Below are 24318 nucleotides of genomic sequence, written 5' to 3' on the forward strand. Positions count from 1 at the left end.
AAAGAAATGATAAAGATAAATCAGTTAAAGCTCGGTGTGACAGAATCGGTCGTGAAGCTAAAGCTCTTAAGTGCCAAAGTGTTGAAGATAGAACCAAAGGATATAGAGACACTTGAAGTAGTAAAACGCTCCATCGATGCCAGAAAAAAGCCGGAGCTTTTCTTTAGCTATACGGTTATGATAGGTACTTCTTTTGGCGAAGCTAAAGAGAAAAAGCTGGTTGAGAAGCTGAAGAACAGAGACGTAAGCATTGACAGTACAGTTTCGTACAGAGAGCCAAAGCTCAACGATGTAATCTGCGGAGTTGACAGGCGTGAATTTTTCAAGGAGGAAAAGAACAGACCTGTTGTGGTGGGCTTCGGTCCCGCTGGTATGTTTGCGGCACTGATTCTTGCAAGAGCAGGTATGCATCCCATAGTTTTTGAGAGAGGTGCGGATGTTGATGAAAGAATAAAGAATGTTCAGGACCTTTGGGAGAAGGGCGTTCTTCACACAGAATCAAATCCTCAGTTTGGTGAAGGCGGCGCCGGTACCTTTTCTGACGGCAAGATCAATACTCTTGTAAAGGATAAAGAGGGAAGAAGCCGTTTCATACTTGACCTCTTTGTGGGCTATGGTGCCGATTCTTCCATAATCATTGATTCAAAGCCTCATGTGGGTACGGATAAGCTTGTAAATATCGTTAAGAATATCAGGCAGGAAATAGTGGCCCTTGGTGGAGAAATCAGGTTCAACACCAGGTTCACCTATGACAAGGAGAGAGATAAGGACAAAAAGATAATCCTGGCCATAGGTCATTCCGCAAGAGACACCTACAAGGAGCTTTTTGAATCCGGCCTCGAAATGCAGGCCAAGGATTTCGCCATGGGCTTCCGTGTGCAGCATCTTCAGTCAATGATCAATGAAGATCTTTACGGCGATGTGGATGAGAAGACATTGGCTGCCCTGGGCCCGGGCGCTTACAAGGTTGCCCACACATCCGATAAGAATGGCCGTGGCGTATACAGCTTCTGCATGTGCCCCGGAGGATATGTCGTAAACAGCTCATCTGAATCGGGGAAGCTTTGTGTAAACGGTATGAGCTACCACGCAAGAGACGGTGTTAATGCCAATGCCGCCATCATCGTCTCGGTCCGTAAGAGTGATTATAACGGAGAGAATGAGCCCCTGGGCGGAATCGAACTTCAGAGAGAGCTTGAGGAAAGAGCCTACAGACTTCTTGACGGAAAGGTTCCGGTTCAGACCTACGGTGATTTCAAAAGGGATACTGCAAGTACAGAAGAGAGCCTGGGAGAAGTGAAGCCGCAGATAAAAGGACAGTACGGATTTTCGAAGCTGAACGATATCTTCAGATTTGAAAAGGGCTCAAAATATGCAGCCCTCAATGATTTCAACGAGACCTTTACAGAAGGAATGGAAAGCTTCGGACATAAGCTTAAGGGATTTTCAAGAGAAGATACAGTTCTGGCAGGTATAGAGGCCAGAACCTCAAGCCCTGTACGGATACCGAGAAATGAGGAGTTTGAGTCCAATATCTCCGGAATCTATCCTTGCGGCGAGGGCGCAGGCTATGCCGGTGGAATCATGAGCGCCGCCATGGATGGAATGAAAACCGCGGAGGCGCTTGTAAAACATTATAATTCATTGTAAACTTCTGCATAAGTCCGTGTCAGGCGGTTATTCGCAGCAATGCATTGTGTGACTTATGTGCCTGTGTCATGCTGATCAGATGGAGGTCTATATGACAAACGAAGAAATGCGCGCTTTACTTAAAGATAAAAAACGTATCGTTATCAAAGTCGGTTCTGCAAGCATTACCCACGCAAAAACCGGCGGGCTTTACCTTTCAAAGATCGAAAAGCTTGTAAGAGTTATTTCCGATCTGAATGGTGAAGGTAAAGATGTCATCCTGGTTTCTTCCGGTGCCATCGCAACCGGCAGACAGACCCTCGGCATACACAGACGTCCCAGGACTATGGAAGAAAAGCAGGCCTTTGCTGCAGTGGGACAGGCCAGACTTATGATGACCTATCAGAAGCTTTTTTCTGAGTATGGTGTCATCGCAGCTCAGGTGCTCCTCACAAGAAATGTTATGCTGATCCCGGAATCCTGCAGTAATACCAGGAACACCTTTGAGGAGCTGCTAAATCTGGGAACGGTCCCGGTGGTTAATGAAAATGACACCATCTCAACCTCTGAGATCCATCAGGTGGAGACCTTCGGTGACAACGACCAGCTTGCGGCCATTGTGGGTTCCGTTGTCAATGCTGACCTCGTGATACTGCTTTCGGATATAGACGGACTTTTTACCGACGACCCTCATGAAAACCCGGAGGCGAAGTTCATGCCGTTTATTCCGGAGATAAACCATGAGATCCTGGAAATGGGCAAGTCCAGGAGCGGCTCCAATGTGGGCACCGGTGGCATGTCCGCAAAGCTTGCTGCAGCACGCATCGCCACAGACTCAGGTGCCGATATGGTCATTGCCAGGTTTACGGGAGCTGAGGTCATAAGCGATATACTGGAGGGCAAAAACGTCGGCACTCTTTTCGCAGCACACAATAACAAGGATTTTGATCTGATGGAATATGTGGGACAGAATGAATAAAACGGGGTACCGGAAAGCTCCGTGATGTCAATGTTCAGGCATCGGGCTTTTTCGTGCCTATCATAAAAATACAAAACAGAACGAGGAAATAAATGATCACAGAGAAAGAAATAGCAAGGATTAACGAGCTTTATCATAAATCAAGGGAAGGCGGCGGACTTAATGCCGAGGAAAAGGATGAGCAGGCAAAGCTCAGAAGAGCCTATATAGATTCAGTCAAGGCAAACCTTGGCGTATATCTTAAGGATATAAAGAATGCAGGCGAGGATACCTCGACATCGGGAAATGTAAAGGAAAAGGTTCAGAAGGCCATGGAAAAGACTGATGCAGAGCTTGCAGGTGAGGGAAAAAACGTAATTGAGGCTAAGGCCGGAAATCCTGAGATTTCCAGCCACCTGCATATCTGATTTTTCCAGAGAGCGGATTTCGTTAGCGGGATTTGATTTAGTTTTTTTCGCAGCAACTCATTTGTATGAATGTTTTTGATTTCGATTTATATACAATTCGGTTGAACTATTACAAATTAACTATTCAGATACTGGGGTATTGCAAGGCGAAATAATATTTTGCACTTATTCAGTGGCGGACGTTCATGCCCGATTGTGGGCTGACATATTGAAAGAGAGGTTCCAATGACGGATCTTTTGATGATCGGACAAAGAGCAAAAGCGGCATCCAGTAAGCTTGCAGGGCTTTCTTCGGATGAGAAAAATGCGGTGCTTTTAAGGGCGGCTGATGCACTTGAGGCAGAGGAAAACATACAGAAGATCCTTGAAGCCAATGCAAAGGATCTTGATAATGCCGAAAAATCCGGCATGAGTGACGGGCTTAAGGATCGTCTTCGCCTTACAGAAGAGCGGCTCCGGGACATGGCTGATGCATTGAGAGACATTACAAAGCTTCCGGATCCTGTGGGAGAGGTGCTGGAGACCATAGAACGTCCCAACGGACTTAAGCTCTTAAAGACCTCGGCTCCGATCGGGGTTATCGGCATAATCTATGAGGCACGTCCGAATGTAACCAGCGATGCCTGGTCACTTTGCTTTAAGTCATCAAATGCCGTTATTCTGAAGGGTGGTTCCGATGCTATCAACTCAAACATTGCCATAACAGAGGTTATACGGAAAGCCATGGAGGAAAGCGGAGCAGATCCCGACGGACTTATGCTTATCGAAGCTACGGATCATGAGACCACAAACCGCTTCATGCAGATGAATGATTACGTTGATGTGCTGATCCCCCGGGGATCAAAGCGTCTCATTCAGGCAGTGGTAAAGAATGCTTCGGTTCCCGTTATAGAAACCGGCGCGGGCAATTGCCATATTTATATTGAAAAGACCGCAGATATCGACAAGGCGGTTCCTATCGTTTATAATGCTAAAACCCAGAGGATAGGTGTCTGCAATGCCTGCGAGTCCCTGGTGGTTGACAGAGAAGCCCTGGAAAAGCTTGTTCCTGTGATTAAGAAGCTTCAGGAAAAGGATGTTATTACCTATGCGGATGAAGCGTCCTTTGAGGTTTTGAAGAAGGCATCAGAAGATGGCTCCGGGATACGTATGGAGCTTGTAAAGGCGGCTTCTCCCGAGGACTTTGCCACAGAGTATCTTGATTACAAGATTTCCGTCAGGACAGTTGACAGTTCAGAGGAAGCTATAGAGCATATTAATCTGAACAGTACACATCACAGTGAGGCCATCCTTACAGAGGATGCGGAAAAGGCTGAGAAGTTCCTGAACGGCATCGACAGTGCCTGTGTTTACTGGAATGCTTCTACCCGTTTTACAGACGGAGGCTGCTTCGGCTTCGGAGCGGAAATAGGTATTTCCACGGCAAAGCTTCATGCAAGAGGCCCCATGGGGCTCAGGGAGCTTACAACCTATAAATATAAGGTATACGGAAACGGACAGACGAGATAGGCGGATCCGGATACTCCTCCTCTATTAACGCTGCTTTTGGGAGCCTTAATATCTGGCATACAGATACAGATTTAGTTGGCTTCCCATTATTTATTGCCGGAAATATTGCACGAACATATTGAGGTTCAGTGCTTTAATAAATTAATTTTTTTACAGAATCCCAGGGGATTTTCGTCCCCTGGGATTAACAATGAGGTTTTATGGAATACATTATCGATTATAAGGAAATAATTGAACAGGCACCAACAGAGGAGCCCGCAAGACAGTACTACTTTATGGACAGGGTACGTGAGCTTGTTGAGATAAAGAAGCAGGAGGGCTATAAGGCTCACTGCATGGTCGAAGTCATGGGCTGCCAGATGTCTGCCAAGGACGGCGAGAAGCTTCTCGGAATCCTTGAGAAGTGCGGCTACACAACCACTGAAGATGACTGGGATGCGGACATCGTGCTTTTCACGACCTGTACGGTAAGAGAGAATGCAAACCAGAAGCTGTACGGCCGTGTGGGGAGACTTAAGCATCAGTATGAGAAGCGTGACGGAATGATCATCGGTATCACCGGCTGTATGATGCAGGAGAAGGATGAGGTTGAAGGCATATGTAAGCATTATCCTTATGTAAAGCTTGTGTTCGGAACACATAATGTCTACAAGCTGGCAGAGCTTTTATACAAGTCACTGGTTACCGGAAAACGCACAGTCGAGGTTATCGATGATACAAAGATGATCGTTGAGGACCTTCCTTCTGACAGAAAGTTCAGGTTCAAGGGATCTGTAAATATCAGCTATGGATGTAACAATTTCTGCACATATTGCATCGTGCCTTATGTAAGGGGCCGTGAGAAGTCACGTAATGCAACGGATATCCTGAGAGAGTGTGAAAAGCTCATCGCAGATGGGTGTCTTGAGATCATGCTTCTCGGTCAGAATGTCAATTCCTATGGTAATGACATCCCCGGTTCAACAACCTTCCCCGAGCTTTTACAGGCTGTTGCGGAGCTTCCGGGTCTTAAGAGACTTCGCTACATGACTTCAAATCCCAAGGATTTTTCAGATGAGCTTATCGAGGTAATGAGAACTCATCCAATTATAGAGAGACATATCCATCTGCCTCTTCAGTCAGGTTCAAGCGCTATTCTTAAGAAAATGAACAGACATTACACCAAGGAGAGCTATCTTGAGCTTGTGAGAAAGATAAGAACTGCGATTCCCGAAGCAACTCTTACAACAGATATAATTGTTGGATTCCCCGGAGAGACAGAGGAAGATTTCCTTGATACCATCGATGTTGTTAAGGAATGCAGGTACGATGCGGCCTATACATTTATTTACAGCAAGCGTACTGGCACACCTGCTGCAAAGTTTGAAGATCAGATCCCGGAGGATATCGTTAAGGATCGCTTTGACAGACTTCTCAAGGTGGTTCAGGACAGCTCGGCGGAGAATGAGACAAGAGACCTGGGCAAGGTTATGGAGGTTCTGGTTGAGGATGAGAACAAGAACCAGGAGGGTTATGTAACAGGCAGACTTTCAAACAGCGTGCTTGTACACTTCCCCGGCGTTAAGAGCCTCATCGGAACCATGCAGATGGTAAAGCTGACGGAGAGTAAAGGTTTCTATTATTTTGGTGAGTTAGCCTAATTGCTAAAGCGCCACCAAATGGCATTTTTTCTTTGAATTTAGTTAAGGAGAGACAGATGGCTGAAAAGAAGATGTCACCCATGATGGTTGAATATCTGGAAACGAAAAAACAGTATCCTGACTGTATTCTGTTTTACCGTATAGGTGATTTTTATGAGATGTTCTTTGAAGATGCAAAAACCGCATCCTCAGTGCTTGATCTGGTACTCACCGGCAAGGACTGCGGAATGGAAGAACGTGCACCTATGTGCGGTATACCTTTCCATGCAGCAGACGGATATGTGGCACGTCTTGCCGCAAGCGGCTATAAGGTAGCCATTGCGGAGCAGCTTGAGGATCCGAAGCTTACAAAGGGGCTTGTGAAAAGGGGAGTTATCCGTGTCATAACACCGGGAACCCTGACCTCTGAGCAGGCACTGGATGAAACAAAGAACAACTTCCTCATGAGTATCTTTTATGATGCTACAGGATTTGGTGTTTCCAGTGTAGACATTACCACAGGTGAGTTTATGACCACTACCTGCGGCAACGAAAAGGATGTTATGGATGAGCTCAGCAGATTTTCTCCCGCGGAGATAGTCTGCAACCAGGCATTTATGATCTCCGGCATCGATACCGATGATATCAAGAACCGTTTCGGACTTATCATCACAGAACTTCCGGATGAGGTTTATGATGACGTAAAGGCAACAACGCTTCTGGAGGAGCATTTTCATGCAAGTATCAGCGGTATAGGTCTTTCCGACAGAGATCTTGCAAGACTAAGCGCAGCAGCAGCTCTCAGATATGTTTATGATACACAGATGAATGCTGTGGAGCATATCGCAAATATAAGGTATTACTCAAGTGACCAGTACATGATAATTGATACAGCTACCCAGCGTAATCTGGAGCTTTGCGAGACCATGAGAGAAAAGAAAAAGAGAGGCTCCCTTCTCTGGGTTCTGGATAAGACAAAGACTGCCATGGGTGCCAGGATGCTGAGGCGTTTCCTGGAGCAGCCGCTTATAGACAGGGAGGCTATTCTTGCCCGTCAGGATGCGGTGGAGGATTTCTGCTCTCACTACATCGATCGTGAGGAGATTTCCGAGTACCTGAATACCATTTATGATTATGAGAGACTTCTCGGACGGATATGCTATAAGTCTGCAAATCCAAGAGATCTTATAGCTTTTAAGCAGTCACTTAAGATGCTTCCGGATATCATTCAGGAGCTTTCAAGCTTTGACTCCGCACTTGTAAAGGAAATACATGACGGCATTGATCCCATGGAAGATCTTTATGAGCTTATAGACAAGGCTATAGAGGAGAATCCGCCTTTATCCTCAAGAGACGGCGGTGTCATAAAGGAGAGCTTCCATGAAGAAGTGGATCGTTACAAGGATTCCCGTGTCAGCGGTAAACAGTGGCTCGCGGATCTTGAGGCCTCGGAACGTGAAAAGACCGGGATCAAGTCTCTGAAAATAAAGTACAACCGTATATTCGGGTACTGCTTTGAGGTTACCAATACCTTCCGGGATATGGTGCCGGATTATTTCATCAGAAAACAGACACTTACAGGAAGTGAACGTTATACTACCGATAAGCTTGAGGAGCTTCAGAACACAATTCTCGGCGCTGAGGAGAAGCTTAACCAGCTGGAATATGAGCTGTTCTGCGACGTGAGAGACACCATTGCCGGAAACATTCAGCGTATACAGAAGACCTCCCACTATGTGGCGCTTATCGACTGTATAATATCTCTTTCCAAGGTGGCTACGGATAACAATTACTGCCGTCCGGAGATTAACGAAAATGGAATAATCAACATTAAGGATGGAAGACACCCGGTTATCGAGAAGCTCATAAGGGATGGTATGTTTGTGTCCAATGACACGGTTCTTGATGACAGCACCAATCGTATCGCTGTTATCACGGGACCTAATATGGCGGGTAAATCCACCTATATGAGACAGGTGGCACTTATCGTCCTTATGGCCTCCATCGGTTCCTTTGTACCGGCTAAGAGCGCTGAGATATCTATCTGTGACAGGATATTTACCCGTGTCGGAGCCAGTGACGATCTTGCTTCCGGGCAGTCTACCTTTATGGTGGAAATGAACGAGGTTGCCAATATCCTGAGAAATGCCACAACCAGGTCACTTCTTATTCTGGATGAGATTGGAAGAGGAACCAGTACCTTTGACGGTCTCAGCATTGCCTGGGCGGTGGTTGAATATATCGCAAAGGTTGTTAAGGCGAAAACTCTTTTTGCCACCCACTATCATGAGCTCACAGAGCTTGAGGGTAAGCTTGAGGGCGTGAACAATTACTGTATCGCTGTTACAAACCATGATCAGGATATCGTGTTCCTCCGTAAGATAATCCCGGGAGGCGCTGACAGGTCCTATGGTATCGATGTGGCGAGTCTTGCGGGAGTTCCGAAGCCGGTTATCGACAGAGCCAAGGTTATCGCAGCGGAGCTGAGTGATGCGGATATCACATCGAAGGCGAAGAATATCGAGACAAGTGAGAGTTTCACTCAGGAAGCATTTGACGAAGAAGGCTTCCTTGCGGACCGGAATGAGGAAAAGGCGGCGAAGGACATCGAAAATGAAGCCGGATACGGCGCCGATATCCGAGAAGCTCTTGAGTACCTTAAGGCTTTGGATGTGAATCACATGACACCTCTTGATGCCATGAACACTCTATATGAATTGAAATCAAAATTTGGTGTATGATTCTGATAAAATGCAGTACCTTTGAAGTGGTACTGCGTTTTTTTCGTGATAAGGCCGTCACGCTGGCCATCACATGTGCTTTTGTACAAGCACATGTGATGGCCAGCGTGTAATCGAGTAGGGTGTGTAACAGTTCAGTCGGTGGGGCAGGGTGTATTTTTCCTACTCGATTGAACGAAAATAAAACTTGCATTTGATATAGAGGATATGATTGAATTATTAATTGGTCAGAGGTGAGGAATCGGAACGGGTTTCCTCATATATCAGTTGAGATATTATTTCGTTTAGACTGAAGATACAGGCAGGACTATAGATATGAAGATTAAGGTTTTAAGTGACGAAACTATCAACCAGATTGCAGCAGGTGAAGTTATAGAGCGGCCTTTAAGCGTTGTTAAGGAGCTTTTGGAAAATGCCATCGATGCGGGTTCCACCTCGGTTACCGTGGAAGTCCGGGACGGAGGCATCGCCATGATACGAATAACCGATAATGGCGGCGGTATCGACAAGGATGATGTAAGGAATGCGTTTCTGAGACATGCAACCTCAAAGATAAGGGAGGCCAGGGATCTTGAGAATATTCAGACCCTTGGTTTCAGAGGCGAGGCCCTGGCATCCATAGCAAGTGTTTCGAGAGTTGAACTCATAAGTAAGACTCCCGGGGCACTCATGGCCTCACACTATGAGATAGAAGGCGGAGTGGAGAAGGACTTTTCCGAGATAGGAGCTCCTAACGGCACAACTTTTATAGTCCGGGACATTTTCAAAAATGTTCCCGCCAGAAGAAAGTTTCTGAAGAGTCCGCAGACGGAAGCTGCCCGTATTCAGGATATCCTGGAGAAGGAGGCATTGGCACACCCCGAAGTGGCGTTCCGATATATTCAGGATGGCCGTCAGAGGCTGGCGACTCTTGGCAACGGTTCACTTCTGGATGTGATTTATTCCATTTACGGCCGTGATGTGACGAATCAGCTTATCACTGTAAATCGCCAATATCAAAGATCACAGCTTACGGGACTTCCTGCGGTAACGGTCAGGGGTTTCATAGGAAAGCCTGTGATCACAAGAGCAAACCGCAATTTTGAAATATATTTTGTAAACTCGAGATTCGTGAAGAATCCTATGGTTACGAAGGCCATCGAGGATGGATATCATGCTTTCCTTATGCAGCATAAGTTTCCGTTTACCGTTCTCATGGTAGATGTGAATCCGGAAATAGTGGATGTTAATGTTCATCCCCAGAAGCTGGAGGTGAGATTTTCGGATGGCATGCTCATATACAATTCCATCGTGGATTCTGTACAGAATGCCCTCAGGGAAACAGAGCTTATACTTAATACGGATCTGGAGAACTTCGGAAGAGATGAGAATACCTCAAAGAAAGCGGACCTTGACCCTCATGTGGAGATAGAAGAAAAGGAAAAGACCCTGCCTCATGTGGAACCCTTCGAGAAAAACCGTAAGGAAGAAACAAACCGGCAGTATGAGGAAGCCCTGAGACCGGAGATACATCCGGAGGCGGTACCGAAGTCGGATATATATCTGAACGGGAAAAATGCTGCCGGCACAGGTGTGAGTGAAAAAAACAGCTGGTCCGTTAATGCGGTTGGATACAGTCAGTATCGCAGGGACTATGCAGCAAAGCACAGCAGCGAAGGTATCGGGAGTTCATCAGTAGATGCGAAAGTGGCAGAACCTAAATCCGGATTCGGACTTTCGGATTTTAAGAAGGCGGCAGATGAGGCAGAGAAGAACTATAACCGGGAGAACATTCTAAACGGAAGTTCTGAAGAGCCTGATGCTTACAGCATTGAGAAATCAGAAAGTAAAACTCTTTCCGATGCACCGGATAACTCCGAACCGGCAGGTGAAGCATCAGAAACCGGTAATGGATCCGAAAAGGTGCTGATGACGAAACCTCAGCAGGAAACATTATTCTCGGAAAAGTTCCTGAGTGAAAAAGCAAAGCTTCAGCACAGGATCATAGGACAGGTGTTTGAGACCTACTGGCTGATAGAGTATGGCGACAAGCTTTATATCATTGATCAGCACGCAGCTCACGAAAAGGTGAATTTTGAGAGAATGATGAAGCGCCTGAAGGAGCGTAAACCGGCAAGCCAGTATCTAAATCCGCCGATTCTAGTGACACTTACCCCGGAAGAGGCAGTGCTTCTCAATGAATATGAGGAATACTTCCGGAATCTGGGATTCGAGATCAGTGACCTTGGAGGCAGGGATTTCAGCATTTCCGCAGTTCCGACGGACCTTCCGGAAATAGGAAAGAAGGAGCTTCTTCTTGAGATGCTTGATGGTTTAAGTGACGAAACCGGCATGACAACACCGGATTCCATATATTATAAGATTGCCTCCATGTCCTGCAAGGCGGCAGTTAAGGGCAATAATAAACTTAGTCTGATGGAGGCGGATACCCTTATTTCAGAGCTTCTGGAGCTGGAAAATCCTTATGCCTGTCCCCACGGACGCCCTACCATCATTTCCATGTCAAAATATGAGCTGGAAAAGAAATTTAAACGTATCGTTTAACAGTTTTATATATGTCATAAGACTATCTGACTTCGGAACATTAATCCGTAGACGGAGGGGGCGTGACATCGGAAGGTATTAAGTTTGAAAAAAATTGATTTAACAAAGAAGCCTCTTATCATTATCGCGGGGCCTACAGCTGTGGGGAAAACGTCAACATCAGTTGCTCTGGCCAAAGCCCTTGACGGTGAGATAGTCTCGGCGGATTCTGTTCAGGTATACAGAAAACTTGATATAGGCAGTGCAAAGGTTACAAAAGAGGAGATGGAGGGCGTGCCTCATCATCTTATAGACATTATCGACGTGACAGAGGATTATGATGTAAGCCTCTTTCAGAAGATGGCATCTGAAGCTATAGAAGGCATATATGAGAGAGGACATGTGCCGATCCTTGCAGGGGGTACCGGTTTTTATATCCAAGGGCTCCTTTATGGTATAGACTTCACCGAAGAGGATGAGGTTACCCATAAGGAAGTAAGGGACAGACTGGAGGCTATGGCAAAGGAGCCTGGCGGCCCTGAAGCTATGTATAAGAAGCTTTCGGAAGTGGATCCCAAATCTCTTGAAAAGATTCATGAGCACAACCTTCGCCGTGTCATAAGAGCTCTTGAATTCTATGAGCTTCACGGTTCTCCGATTTCAGCCCATAATGAGGAAGAGCGGGAGAAACAGGCCATATATAATCCGGCATTTTTTGTACTTACGGATGACAGAGAGGCTCTGTATGAACGCATTAACAAACGTGTAGACCTGATGATGGAACAGGGACTTATAGATGAAGCCAGGTGGCTTTACGATCTTCATCTTCCCAAGGAAAGGACCTCCATGAAGGGCATCGGCTACCGTGAGCTTATTGCTGCCTTTGAGGCCATTGATAAAGGAAATCTTGCGGCATCGGAAAAAAGTGCTATAATCGTTCAGGCTGTCGAGAAGATAAAGCAGGATTCAAGGAATTATGCTAAAAGACAGATCACATGGTTCAAAAGAGAACGCAATGTGAATTTTGTAAATATAAAGGATTTTGATTATGAGAAGGACAGGATTACAGAATGGATAACAGAGAAATGTTTGAGTCTCTTGGGATAGCAGCGGAGATTTATGATTTCTGCGAGACAGAGCTCCGTACACTTAAGGACAGATTTCAGGAGATAGATGACATTGCCGAGTACAATCAGCTTAAGGTTATCAAGGCAATGCAGGATGCCCAGGTTTCTGAGGCTCACCTCTACGGAACCACAGGCTACGGCTATGATGACATCGGCCGTGATACCCTGGAAAAGGTTTATGCCAATCTTTTCGACACGGAGGATGCGCTTGTCCGTTCACAGATCGTTTGCGGTACACATGCACTTTCCACAGCGCTTTATGCTAATACAAGACCGGGAGATGAAATTCTTTGCCCTGCAGGAAAACCCTATGACACTTTGGAGGAGATCATCGGCATCAGACCTTCAGTGGGAAGTCTTCAGGAGTACGGCGTTAGCTACCGCCAGGTGGATCTTCTTCCGGGTTCGGAATTTGATTATGAAGGCATTAAGGCTGCAATAAATGAAAAGACAAAGCTTGTGGAGATACAGAGATCAAAAGGGTATGCCACAAGAGATACATTCTCACCGGAGAAGATCGGTGAGCTTATAAGGTTTATAAAGGGAATCAAGCCGGACGTTATCTGTATGGTGGATAATTGTTACGGTGAGTTTGTGACAAAGGAGGAGCCTTCGACCTTTGGAGCAGATATGGTTGTGGGTTCACTTATCAAGAATCCGGGCGGCGGACTTGCTCCTATCGGAGGCTATATAGCCGGAACAAAGGAGTGTATCGAAAGATGCGCGGTTCGTCTCACAACTCCGGGACTTGGAAAGGAAGTAGGACCGTCTCTTGACGTTAACAAGAGCTTCTATCAGGGACTTTTCCTGGCGCCTGCAATAACGGCAGCAGCTGAAAAGGGAGCGATCTTTGCGGCTAAGGTATTTGAGAAGCTTGGCTTTGTCTGTCACCCCACTGCTGACAGCGCGAGATATGACATCATACAGGCTATTACACTTGGTTCCGAGGAGGCTGTTGTTGCCTTTTGTCAGGGAATACAGGCAGCAGCCCCTGTAAACAGCTTCGTAACACCGTATCCCGACGATATGCCGGGTTATGACAGTAAGGTCATCATGGCAGCAGGTGCTTTCGTTCAGGGCAGTTCTATTGAGCTTTCTGCAGATGGTCCCATTAAGCCGCCGTTTAATGTTTATTTCCAGGGCGGTCTCACCTGGTACCATGCAAAGCTCGGCATCATGATGGCAATACAGAAGATGTATGAGAAAGGACTTATCATCATTTCGAAGAAATGATGATGCCGCCCAGCCGGCGAGGCTGGTTTCGGCGAAAGCCGAAATCAAACGAAAATGCCCGGCGCGACTTGTGCCAGATTCTGAAGGAATCTGGCATGCAGCGTCAGCCCTCGCGAAGCGAATTCAAATGGGCTGACGTTCCCAACGAAGCGCCATCTAATGGCATTTTCTCCTTGTAATATTTACGCTTTAAACGCTTTATGTTACAATAATCAACCGTGGGCTCCTGCTTCTCTTTGGGACAGGAGAAAAAATGAATTTAAAAACAACAAAGCTTACACAGGATGAGATGCCATATGAAAAGTGCATCAAAAACGGTCCGGAGGCCTTAAGCGACGCTGAGCTTCTGGCTGTGCTCCTACGTACCGGAACACAGGGATCTTCAGTACTGGAGGTTTCCCAAAAGGTTCTGGATATGAACCCTCTATATGACGGTCTCGTTGGAATGATGCATTTTGGTGCCGAAGAGTACATGAAGATCAATGGCATCGGGAAGGTGAAGGCTATCCAGCTGAGTGTTATCGGCGAAATAGCCCGCCGAATCTGGAATCGTAAGAAGCGTATAAGACATATGCGTTTTACGGATTCGAAACAGGTGGCGGATTATTACATGGAGGATCTCAGATACCTGGACCACGAAGTTGTTCGTGTGCTGTATCTGGATCATCAGATGCAATTGATCAAGGATGAATTGCTTTCCGCAGGTACAAGCTGCAATTCCGCAATATCGGGAAGAGAGATATTTATTTCGGCCCTTAAGCTTAGCGCGTCATGTCTTATTGTGGTACACAATCACCCGAGCGGCAATCCGGAACCTTCCGGGGATGACATTCGATTTACAAAGGAGCTGTGTGAAGCCGGGAAAGTTATCGGCATTGGACTCATTGATCATGTTGTGATAGGGGACAATGTCTATTTCAGTTTCAGCGAACAGGGATTAATCAGTGGAAAATAAGAAAAGCAAGTATATATTCATAGTTCTTTCTGTGATGTGCATAATGATGATAGTGCTTTCTTCCGTAAAGGACGGCATCATGAATCCTATACGTAACACTATAGGATATGTACTGGTTCCTTTTCAGAAGGGAGTCAATACCCTCGGATTCGGAATATATGAGAATCTGAAGGAACATCGCACGCTGGAGGAAGTGCTTGAAGAAAACAAAAAGCTGAATGAGAAGATAGGTATTCTGGTTGAACAGAACAATCGTCTTACTCAGGACAGCGGAGAGCTTCAGAGATTAAGAGAGCTGTATGATCTTGACCGGGACTATATGCAGTATGAAAAGATTGCTGCAAGAGTCATAGCAAAGGACTCGGAAAACTGGTTTCAGATTTTTCGTATAGATAAAGGATCTCAGGATGGCATAAGGGTTGACCAGAATGTCATGGCTAACGGAGGTCTCATAGGTATAGTGACTGACGTGGGTCTTAATTATGCTACGGTTCGTTCCATAATCGATGACGAGTCAAGAGTTTCTGCCATGGGTATAAAGGCCAGTGATACCTGTATAGTAGCCGGAGACCTGACCTTGTATGAAAAGGGACGCCTCAAAATTACGGATATGAAGAAGGATGCTTCCATACAGGATGGTGACCGTATAGTCACCTCTTCAATCTCCGCAAAGTTCATGCCTGGGATCCTTATCGGATATGCGGTTGATGTAAAAGAAGATGAAAAGAGGCTTATGAAAGACGGTTATCTGATCCCGGCTGCGGATTTTAACGATCTTTCAGAAGTTTTGGTTATAAAAGAAGTTAAGAGTGACAGCTTCCTGGATGAGAACAATGGAGAAGCGGCCCTGAACAGAACCAAAGACAAAACAAATTCCGGAGATACTTTGCCGGAGACAGCCAATGTTGCCCCGGGTGCCAATGTCAAGTCCTCCTGGGCGGGCATGGAAGGTCTTACACCACTTAGTGAGGTGGTGGAAAATCATTCTGCCGACACAGCGGATGACTATATCATTACCGCAAAGGATATAAGCGATGTACCTAGTGTTACCATAGGTTCCGCTGAATCTGAAGATGACGATGGTGAGGGAAACCGGGAAAACAGAGCTTCCCGTACTTCGGCGCATGAAGATGATGCAGGGGACGAAGGTGCTTCACAGAGCAGTAACCCGGGCAGGCAGGAAGAGAGTGAGGAAGAAAACCGGGAAACCGAAACTACCTCTTCGCCTGAAACAGACAGAAGGACTGAACAGGTTTCTCAGGAAAGAAACAACGAAGAGGAAACTGTCAGGGAAACAGCAGCTGAAGAGGATTCGTCAGAAGAATTAATCGAAGAAAATCCGGGTTAACCAAATATAATGAAAAAAATATTCAAAAAGACTTCGTTAAAAAAGAGCACAAAGAACAGATTAAGGATCCTTTCGTATGTGATATCACTGGTACTGGCATTTCTCATTCAGACCAGTGTTATGCCGCTGATTCCTTTTCTTTCTGCGTCTCCGAATTTACTTTTGATCCTTACATTTTCAATAGGTTTCATCCATGGCAGTCTGCCGGGCATGATCTATGGTCTCGGAGCAGGACTCCTCATGGATATGTTCTATTCCGGTGCCTTTGGCTTTTACAGCCTGATATTTATTTTCATCGGATATATAAACGGGTTGTTCAACAATGTTTATTATGAAGAATACATAACTCTTCCTATGATCATGTGTGTCATCAATGAGTTTATATACCATGCGTATATATATATTTTCCGTTTCCTGATCCGCCTTAAACTGGATCTTCCGTACTATCTGATGCATGTAGTGCTTCCGGCAGTTGTTTTTTCATTGCTTGCTACATTGATCCTTTACAGGTTTGTATTTACGGCAACGGAAAAGATAGATAGATAGCCAATTGGATGTGCATCTGTATGTCGGAAATAAACGGCGAAAAAAGTGCGTTTACAGATGAGGAGCATATACATTGTTCAAAGAAATTTTTGAAGTAATCAAAGAATTTACTGTTCGATTCGTAAGTTCAAGACTTTTTGCGCTTGGACTTATTTTTTCGATTTTGTTTATGGTTCTGGGGTTTCGTTTATTTGATCTTCAGATAGTAAATGGTGAAAAATACCTGTCGGATTATCAGAATCGTACTCTTGCAGAGATAACAAGCAACGGAACAAGAGGCAATATCTACGACAGGGATGGTAAACTGCTGGCCTACAATGAGCTTCAGTACAACATCACTATTACGGATAACGGTGCTTATGACACCTCAACAGAGGGAATCAACAGCAGAAACCGTATGCTGATGCGTCTTGCCCAGATCATTGAAAAACACGGGTATGACATTGACGGGCAGTACAAGATAAAGTTGGATGATTCCGGAGAATTTTATTTCACCACAAGCTCGGAGGATGACCGGAAGAGACTTATTTCAAATATAAGAGGCAGAAACATTGAGGATCTTTCCGAAAAGGATTTCAATGTGACTGCAAGACAGGCCTTTGAGACATCAAAAAGCAGATACAGATTTGACAATATGTGGGATGAGAAGAAAAATCCCATCGTTTTGTCGGATAAGCTGGCCCTGGATATGATCAATATCTTTTATACCATGCGTCTGACTGCCTACCAGAGGTACCAGACCACAACCATAGTAAAAAATGTTTCGGAAGAGTGTACGGCAGAGATACTTGAAGCAAAGGGCGAGCTTAAGGGCGTAGACATTGATAATGTTTCTGTGAGAAAGTATAATTTCGCGCCTTATATGAGCCATATCGTAGGTTATACAGGTCAGGTTCATGCAGAACAGCTCGAGGAGCTGAAGAAAACGGATGATTCCTATGAGCTTAATGATGTTGTGGGAGTCTGGGGCATAGAAAAGAGTATGGAGTCAGAGCTTAAGGGTAAAAAAGGACATCGGCAGATGTACCTTAACTCCGTTGGTTCCATTCTCGAGGTTGTTTCCGAGACTGATGCTGCCGCAGGAAATGATGTCTATACAACCATTTCCGCAAATGATCAGATCGCCATATATCATCTGCTTGAACAGGAGCTTGCCGGTCTTCTGGCTTCGAAGATCACAGAACAGGATCTCAACGATGATAATGCTGTGATCGAGCAGTCAGAGATCACAATTCCGGTTAAAGATGCCTATTATCAGCTTATCAATAACAATATTCTGGATTCGGCACATTTCAGCAGTGCGGAAGAGGGAACAGCTGAGCGTCGTATAGCCGAGGCGTTTGAGGCGAACAAGAAGACTAAACTTGCGGCTATCCAGGAGGAACTGCTTCATCCTACAACCAGCGGACTGAAAGAGCTGCCGCAGGATATGCAGGCTTATATCGTATATATTTATGACTACCTTGGGAAAAAGGAGAATGGAATCATAGACATCACCGATCAAAAGTATCGTGAGTCGGAAGCCTATGCGGCATGGAAGGATGATACAATTACTCTTAAAGATTTTATCTTAAGTGGAATAGATGAAGCATGGCTTGACACTTCGAAGCTTGATTTGTCCGATGAGTACTATGATTCGGATAATGTCTATACCTTGTTTGTTCAGATGCTGATAGATCAGCTGAACAGCAATCCTGATTTTGATAAAGTACTCTATAGATATGCAATAGCAAACCGGATCATTCCGGGGTACGTACTGCTTATGGCACTTTTTGAGCAGGGAGTACTGGAGGAGGATCCGGAAGCCTATGCTCAGCTTTCCGCGGGAGATGAACATTACGCATATACTTTCCTGATATCAAAGATAAGAAAAATCGAGATTACTCCGGCTCAGCTTGCGCTTGATCCGTGTAACGGATCTGTGGTGGTTACGGATGTTGATACGGGAAAGGTGCGCGCGCTTGTGACATATCCGAGCTTTGATAACAACAGGATAACTGATCCCGCTTATCTGAAAAGATGCAATAATGACTTGTCATTGCCGCTTCTTAACGGTGCAACCCAGACACAGCTTGCGCCGGGATCTACCTTTAAGCCGTTAACATCGGTTGCGGCTCTTGAGGAAGGGGTAATGACACTAAATACCGTCATTGACTGTACCGGTGTTTACGAGGAGGTTACTCCCAATATCCGATGCTGGATATATCCGCAGTCCCATGGAAGGGAGAATGTTGTAGACGGAATCAAGAATTCCTGTAACTTTTTCTTTGCGGCGGTAGGTCACCTGCTTTCTACGGATGATGCGGGAAATTATAATCAGACCATCGGTCTTGAAAGAATACATAAGTATGCTTCATTGTTTGGTCTTGATTCTCTTTCCGGAGTAGAGATAGATGAAGCTATGCCCCGTATCTCCGATTATGACCCCGAGCGTTCCGCTATGGGTCAGGGAAATCATGCGTACAATGTTGTTCAGCTTTCAAGGTACATAACTGCTGTTGCAAATAAGGGGACTGTTTTTGATCTTTCGGTTATTGATAAGGTCACAAACTCGGATGGTTCTATAGTGAAAAACATCGAGCCTGTTGTGGTGAGGAACCTGGATTTCAGCGATATTACCTGGAATGCGGTTCATAAGGGACTCCGTGAAATGATCACAGAGGGTGTTGCCAAGAGAGTTTTCCTTGGTCAGGACATTCCTATAGCGGGTAAGACAGGAACGGCTCAGGAACGTGAGGACAGAGGAAATCATGCCGTATTCGTTTCTTTTGCACCCTATGGAAATCCCGAGATAACCGTTACCGTAAACATTCCTTACGGATATTCTTCCGGAAATGCCGCAAACCTGGCTAATACGGTTTATAACTATTGCTATGGCAAGGATAGTTTGGATGCAATACTTTCAAGAGATGCATCAGGGGTTTCTGCATTGAATGTCGTAGACTGACGGGATTGCTTTGCCGGTTCTTTGAGATTTATATCGTCGGGAACCGGTCTTCCCTGTGAGGAGATTATGAAATTTGATTACAACTACAAAAATTATGATTTTAGATTAGTTATTTATATGGTGATCCTCAATGTACTGGGAGTGCTGATCATGGCTTCTGCGATTAATGCTCCGGATATCAAGGACCCCCAGGTTGTGAGACAGATTATGGGTTCTTTTGTGGGCTTCACCGTGTGTATCCTGATCTCCCTGATCGACTACAGATTTATATTGAAACAGGCAAATCTGATATATCTTTTTTCTGTTCTTATGCTCCTTGGTGTAAAAATCTATGGTACAGCTTCGGGACATGGAGCGGTGAGATGGATACAGGTGCCTGTTCTGGGACAGGTTCAGCCTGCAGAGTTTGTTAAAATAGGACTTATCATATTTTTTGCCAGATATTTTTATAAAAACAGGGAGCGGATCAATTCTCTGCATGTCATTATCATGGCATTTGTGCTTTACGCGATTCCGATACTTCTGGTGCTTTTGCAGCCTAATCTCAGTACTGCGATCATTATGACGGTCATTATTGCCGCCATGGTTTATGCTTCGGACATCAGCTTTAAGTGGATCATTGGAGTGGTGCTTATCATTGTCCCCTTTGCGTTGATATTTATATATCTGTTTAAATCCGGTCTGTATGACAGAATTCCGCTTCTCCAGGGTTATCAGGCGGAGAGAATACGTACCTTCCTTAACCCGTCGGAAAATACTCAGACCTTCTATCAGCAGATGTATTCCATTATGGCCATAGGCTCAGGACAGCTTACAGGAAAAGGACTTAATAATGATTCCATCTTTTCTGTAAAGAACGGTAATTTCCTGGCTGAGGAGGATAATGACTTTATTTTTGCGGTTATCGGAGAAGAGTTTGGATTCCGGGGCTCTATATTTATTGTTATTATATTCTTGTTGATTATTCTTGAATGTCTTATAATAGCATCAAAGGCAAAAAAGTTGGGCGGACGTCTTATTTGTGTGGGAATGATGGCATGGATAGGGTTTCAGACCTATACTAACATCGCAGTAGCCACGGGTATTTTTCCTAATACCGGGATAACGCTTCCTTTCTTTTCCAGAGGTGCGAGCTCCCTGATTTCGGTCTATATAGGCCTGGGCCTGGTGCTTAATGTTGCTTTGCAGCGAAAAGAGGGCGGAGTTTAAATCTGATCCGATCCGGAAAGGTTTTGAAATGAATGTTGGATTGATAGCACATGATACAAAGAAAAAACTGATGCAGAATTTCTGTATAGCATATCGTGGTATACTCAGTAAGCATGAACTCTATGCAACCGGAACCACCGGTTTGCTTGTTGAGGAGGTGACAAACCTGCGTATACATAAATTCCTTCCGGGAGAAACCGGAGGAGCCAGACAGCTTGCTTCCCAGATTGAACAGGGCAATCTGGATATGGTGATTTTTTTGAGGGATCCTCTTCATGTTAAGGCACAGGAGCCGGAGGTCAACTCGGTGGTACGGCTTTGCGATACCTATAATATCCCTATTGCTACCAATCTTGCCACTGCGGAGCTTCTAATCAAGGCTTTGGAGAGAGGCGATCTTGAGTGGAGAAATATTTAAGGAAAATATATGACTTATAGCATTATTACTCGTGAAATAAAAAGAAGATCCGGAGGAAGCTGTATCCGTACAGCACTTCCGGTTCTTTTATGTCTTATGTTTCTGACAGGCTGCGGACAGAAGCTTGAAAACAGATACAATGTGGATGAAGGCCTTTTACGTATGAATTCCGTCAATACGAGTCTGACTGAAGGTGTTCATGCACAGGGCTTTTCGGTGGGATTGGCCCTTCCCGACAACACAAATTATAACTCCGAGGATATCACCGCAGAGGCAGCGCTTCTCGTGGAGTATGGCAAAGATGATCCGAAGGCCATTGCCTATAAGAATCCTTATGCCAGGACATATCAGGCAAGTATCACCAAGGTTATGTCAGCTCTTGTGTGTTTAAGACATATTGATGATCTCAGTCAGGAGTTTACCATAACCCAAAATTCAACCATCAATGTTTCAGGTTCATCAAGGGCGTGGCTCAGAACCGGCGAGACCATGACGATAGAAGATCTTTTATATGGTATGCTGGTACCATCAGGAAATGATGCAGCGGTGGCTGTTGCTGAAGCTACCTGCGGATCTCTGGATGCCTTTATTGAGGAGATGAACAGGACGGCTCTTCAGATAGGTGCCACAGGAACTCACTTTGTGAACCCCCATGGACTCCCGGATGATAACCACTATACAACACCCTTTGATATTTATCTCACCATGAATGAGGCTCTGAAGTATGATGTCTTCAGAAAGATTGTGGGAACCATAAGCTACAGTCCGAAGTATAAGGATTCAAACGGTGTTGCGAAAACCCAGGAATGGGCCGGCACCAACAGGTATCTGCTGGGAGAAGCGGCTTCCCCGGACGGCATAAAGGTTCTCGGGGGAAAGACGGGTACTACCAATGCAGCAGGCTATTGTCTCACAACTGCTGCGGAAAAAGTGTCTACCGGAGAAGAGTATATAGGCACTGTCATGAAGGCAGCTTCAAAGGATGAGCTTTATAATAATATGACGGCACTTCTTCAAAAAATACATTAAACAGATGAGGAAACAGAAATCTGTTTAGGTGATTTTTATACAAAAAAGGGTGTGGCACATAAGGCTTTAATTGGTAATTGTTGCTTGAATTAGACCGTTTAATGTACTATACTGAAACTACAAAGTTTAGGAGGTACTTGACTATGGTACAGTTGATTGTAGGCAAGAGGGGCAAAGGAAAGACAAAACAGCTTCTTGATAAGGCAAATGCAGTTGTTAAGGAAGCAAACGGAAATGTAGATTTTCTCGATAAATCTGCGCAGCATATGTATGAACTCAACAATAAGATCCGTCTTATTAATGTTAATGAATATCCTGTTGATTCTGAGGATGCATTTGTGGGTTTCGTAAGTGGTATCATTTCTCAGGATCATGATCTCGAGTATATGTTCCTCGACAGTTTCCTTAAGCTTTCATCTTTAGAGGGTGCAGACATTTCAAATTGCATCAAGCGTCTTGAAGACCTTGGCGAGAAGTATAAGATAACATTTGTTATAAGTGTTTCTATGGATGCTGATGAGCTTCCGGACAGTGTTAAGAAGGATGTAGCTATTTCACTTTAATCAAGATTACAGACAATGGCAGTTAAAGATACATCTAACGTTATAAAACATAATAATTTGCCTAAGATCAATGTAGGGATGGTAATCTTCGTGATTATCAGTCTCTACATTGTTTTTAGTGTATATTCATATATCAAGAGAGATCAAATAAGATATTATGAGGTGCTGGAAGGCAGTATCGTAAGGCAGGAACAGTATTCGGGAGTTGCCATAAGGGAAGAGGAAGCTGTGGATGCGGTTTCTTCGGGATATATACACTACTATATCCAGGATGGCAAACGTGTGGCTGTGGGTTCAGCCGTATATACTGTGGATGAAACCGGTTCTTTGGAATCATATCTGAAGGAGCATCCTGAACTTACCCAGGAGCTGTCAAACGAACAGGTAGCAGATATCAGATATAAGCTTTCGGATTTTTCACAATCATTTAAAAATATCAATTATTCCGATCTGTATAATGCAAAGATTTCCCTGGATGCCGCAACATTGGAGTATTCAAGTATCTCGAACACTCAGGATCTGGATTCGGTATTGTCACAGCTTGGAATAAATTACTCGCGTATTACTGCTGAAAAGGCAGGCGTTGTATCTTATTCCATTGACGGGTATGAGAATCTGACACCGGATGCGGTTAAGGAAGACATGTTTTTTATGAATGGGTACAAGATGAATATCACAAAGCCCGGAGACCTGGTTGAAGGTGGTGTACCTGTTTATAAACTGATCACAAGCTCCAACTGGTCCATCGTCTTTCCGGTGGATGAGGAGATTAAAGAAAAGTACCGGGATATGCGCAAAGTAAAAGTACATTTTATAGATAAGGATCTTTACACCAATGCTGTATTGGATATATATACAGCCGCAGACGGACAAGAATACGGTCAGCTTTCGCTTAATGAGCTTATGGAAGAGTTCTGCGATGAACGATTCATAAGATTTGAGATAGTCACAAGTGACAGAAGAGGGTTGAAGATTCCGCTCAGCTCTATAACCGGTAAAGACTTTTTTGTCATTCCCAGAGATTTCATGGTGACAAATGATGACGGGACTACCGGATTTAACAGGCAGGTGTTTTCTGCGGACGGAACCGGCACAGAGATCCAATTTGTTGAAAGTGATATTTATCGTATTGATCAGCAGTATTGCTATATAACCATCCCTGAAAAAACAGATACAAATGCTCTTAAACTAAATGATTTCATAGTAAGACCCGGGGCTGAAGGTTCCCAGAATGCCGAGGTTTCAAATACCTATCATGTGGGCCCTGTTAAGACTCTCCAGGGGGTTTACAACATTAACAGAGGTTTTTGCGTTTTCAGGCAGATAATTCCTATTGAACAGAATAACGAATATGCCATTGTTGAAAAAAATACAGATTATGGCATCTCTGTTTATGATCATATAGTGATGGATGCATCCCTGGTTTATGAGGGTCAGCTGATATATCAATGATGGCTTGATAAAAGCAACAGTTTACAATTTTCTGACGATTGACGTTTTGATAGTATTTAAGCCATTACATCGCAGGATGATTTG

General features: G+C 44.8%; 17 protein-coding genes and 1 pseudogene. All 18 read left to right on the forward strand.

Going from position 1 to position 24318, the window contains the following annotated elements; all coding sequences use genetic code 11:
* Window positions 1–6 precede the first annotated feature (6 nt).
* The 18 genes and pseudogenes from G625_RS0104700 to G625_RS0104785 all read left to right on the forward strand — a co-directional run bounded on the left by G625_RS0104700 (window position 7) and on the right by G625_RS0104785 (window position 24234).
* On the forward strand, window positions 7–1650 hold the full coding sequence (locus G625_RS0104700; protein WP_029200187.1) for an NAD(P)/FAD-dependent oxidoreductase: 1644 nt from the start codon (window positions 7–9) through the stop codon (window positions 1648–1650).
* A gap of 91 nt (window positions 1651–1741) precedes the next feature.
* Entirely contained in the window at window positions 1742–2608 is an 867-nt protein-coding gene (gene proB / locus G625_RS0104705; RefSeq protein ID WP_029200188.1) for a glutamate 5-kinase, read from the forward strand.
* Window positions 2609–2700: 92 nt separating this feature from the next.
* A complete protein-coding gene (locus G625_RS23275; protein ID WP_084152759.1) occupies window positions 2701–3015 on the forward strand; it encodes a DUF896 domain-containing protein in 315 nt (104 codons plus the stop codon).
* A gap of 225 nt (window positions 3016–3240) precedes the next feature.
* Entirely contained in the window at window positions 3241–4524 is a 1284-nt protein-coding gene (locus tag G625_RS0104715) for a glutamate-5-semialdehyde dehydrogenase (RefSeq protein WP_029200189.1), read from the forward strand.
* A 200-nt stretch (window positions 4525–4724) separates the two neighbouring features.
* Complete coding sequence (gene miaB, locus G625_RS0104720) at window positions 4725–6164, forward strand: tRNA (N6-isopentenyl adenosine(37)-C2)-methylthiotransferase MiaB (protein ID WP_029200190.1); 1440 nt, start codon at window positions 4725–4727, stop codon at window positions 6162–6164.
* Window positions 6165–6220: 56 nt separating this feature from the next.
* On the forward strand, window positions 6221–8884 hold the full coding sequence (gene mutS, locus G625_RS0104725) for a DNA mismatch repair protein MutS (protein ID WP_029200191.1): 2664 nt from the start codon (window positions 6221–6223) through the stop codon (window positions 8882–8884).
* A 315-nt stretch (window positions 8885–9199) separates the two neighbouring features.
* Entirely contained in the window at window positions 9200–11428 is a 2229-nt protein-coding gene (gene mutL, locus G625_RS0104730; RefSeq protein WP_044931616.1) for a DNA mismatch repair endonuclease MutL, read from the forward strand.
* An 84-nt stretch (window positions 11429–11512) separates the two neighbouring features.
* Window positions 11513–12514 carry a tRNA (adenosine(37)-N6)-dimethylallyltransferase MiaA gene (miaA, locus tag G625_RS0104735; RefSeq protein ID WP_330364966.1) on the forward strand — a complete coding sequence of 334 codons (1002 nt, stop codon included), beginning with the start codon at window positions 11513–11515 and terminating at the stop codon, window positions 12512–12514.
* Entirely contained in the window at window positions 12478–13767 is a 1290-nt protein-coding gene (locus G625_RS0104740; RefSeq protein WP_029200194.1) for a methionine gamma-lyase family protein, read from the forward strand. Before miaA ends, G625_RS0104740 begins: the two co-directional genes overlap by 37 nt.
* Before the next feature lie 253 nt (window positions 13768–14020).
* Complete coding sequence (radC, locus tag G625_RS0104745; RefSeq protein ID WP_029200195.1) at window positions 14021–14722, forward strand: RadC family protein; 702 nt, start codon at window positions 14021–14023, stop codon at window positions 14720–14722.
* Window positions 14712–15572: pseudogene (gene mreC / locus G625_RS23430) on the forward strand (rod shape-determining protein MreC); the annotation flags it as partial. The gene radC and the pseudogene mreC, both read left to right, overlap by 11 nt.
* A 507-nt stretch (window positions 15573–16079) precedes the next feature.
* Complete coding sequence (gene mreD / locus G625_RS0104755; protein WP_044931617.1) at window positions 16080–16616, forward strand: rod shape-determining protein MreD; 537 nt, start codon at window positions 16080–16082, stop codon at window positions 16614–16616.
* A 73-nt stretch (window positions 16617–16689) separates the two neighbouring features.
* A complete protein-coding gene (locus G625_RS0104760; RefSeq protein WP_029200197.1) occupies window positions 16690–19563 on the forward strand; it encodes a penicillin-binding transpeptidase domain-containing protein in 2874 nt (957 codons plus the stop codon).
* Between the two features lie 66 nt (window positions 19564–19629).
* Window positions 19630–20772: an FtsW/RodA/SpoVE family cell cycle protein gene (locus G625_RS0104765; RefSeq protein WP_029200198.1), complete on the forward strand. Its 1143-nt coding sequence runs from the start codon at window positions 19630–19632 to the stop codon at window positions 20770–20772.
* A gap of 28 nt (window positions 20773–20800) precedes the next feature.
* The gene (locus G625_RS0104770) at window positions 20801–21190 is read left to right on the forward strand and encodes a methylglyoxal synthase (RefSeq protein ID WP_029200199.1); all 390 of its coding nucleotides are present in this window, start codon (window positions 20801–20803) and stop codon (window positions 21188–21190) included.
* Between the two features lie 9 nt (window positions 21191–21199).
* Window positions 21200–22219 (forward strand): D-alanyl-D-alanine carboxypeptidase family protein, encoded by a 1020-nt coding sequence (locus G625_RS0104775; RefSeq protein WP_049895716.1) that lies wholly within the window; start codon window positions 21200–21202, stop codon window positions 22217–22219.
* A 143-nt stretch (window positions 22220–22362) separates the two neighbouring features.
* Window positions 22363–22782 (forward strand): hypothetical protein, encoded by a 420-nt coding sequence (locus G625_RS0104780; protein ID WP_029200201.1) that lies wholly within the window; start codon window positions 22363–22365, stop codon window positions 22780–22782.
* Window positions 22783–22797: 15 nt separating this feature from the next.
* Window positions 22798–24234: an HlyD family efflux transporter periplasmic adaptor subunit gene (locus tag G625_RS0104785; protein ID WP_029200202.1), complete on the forward strand. Its 1437-nt coding sequence runs from the start codon at window positions 22798–22800 to the stop codon at window positions 24232–24234.
* The last annotated feature ends 84 nt before the right edge of the window (window positions 24235–24318 follow it).

The sequence above is a fragment of the Oribacterium sp. NK2B42 genome (assembly GCF_000424445.1).
Taxonomy (GTDB): Bacteria; Bacillota; Clostridia; order Lachnospirales; family Lachnospiraceae; genus Oribacterium.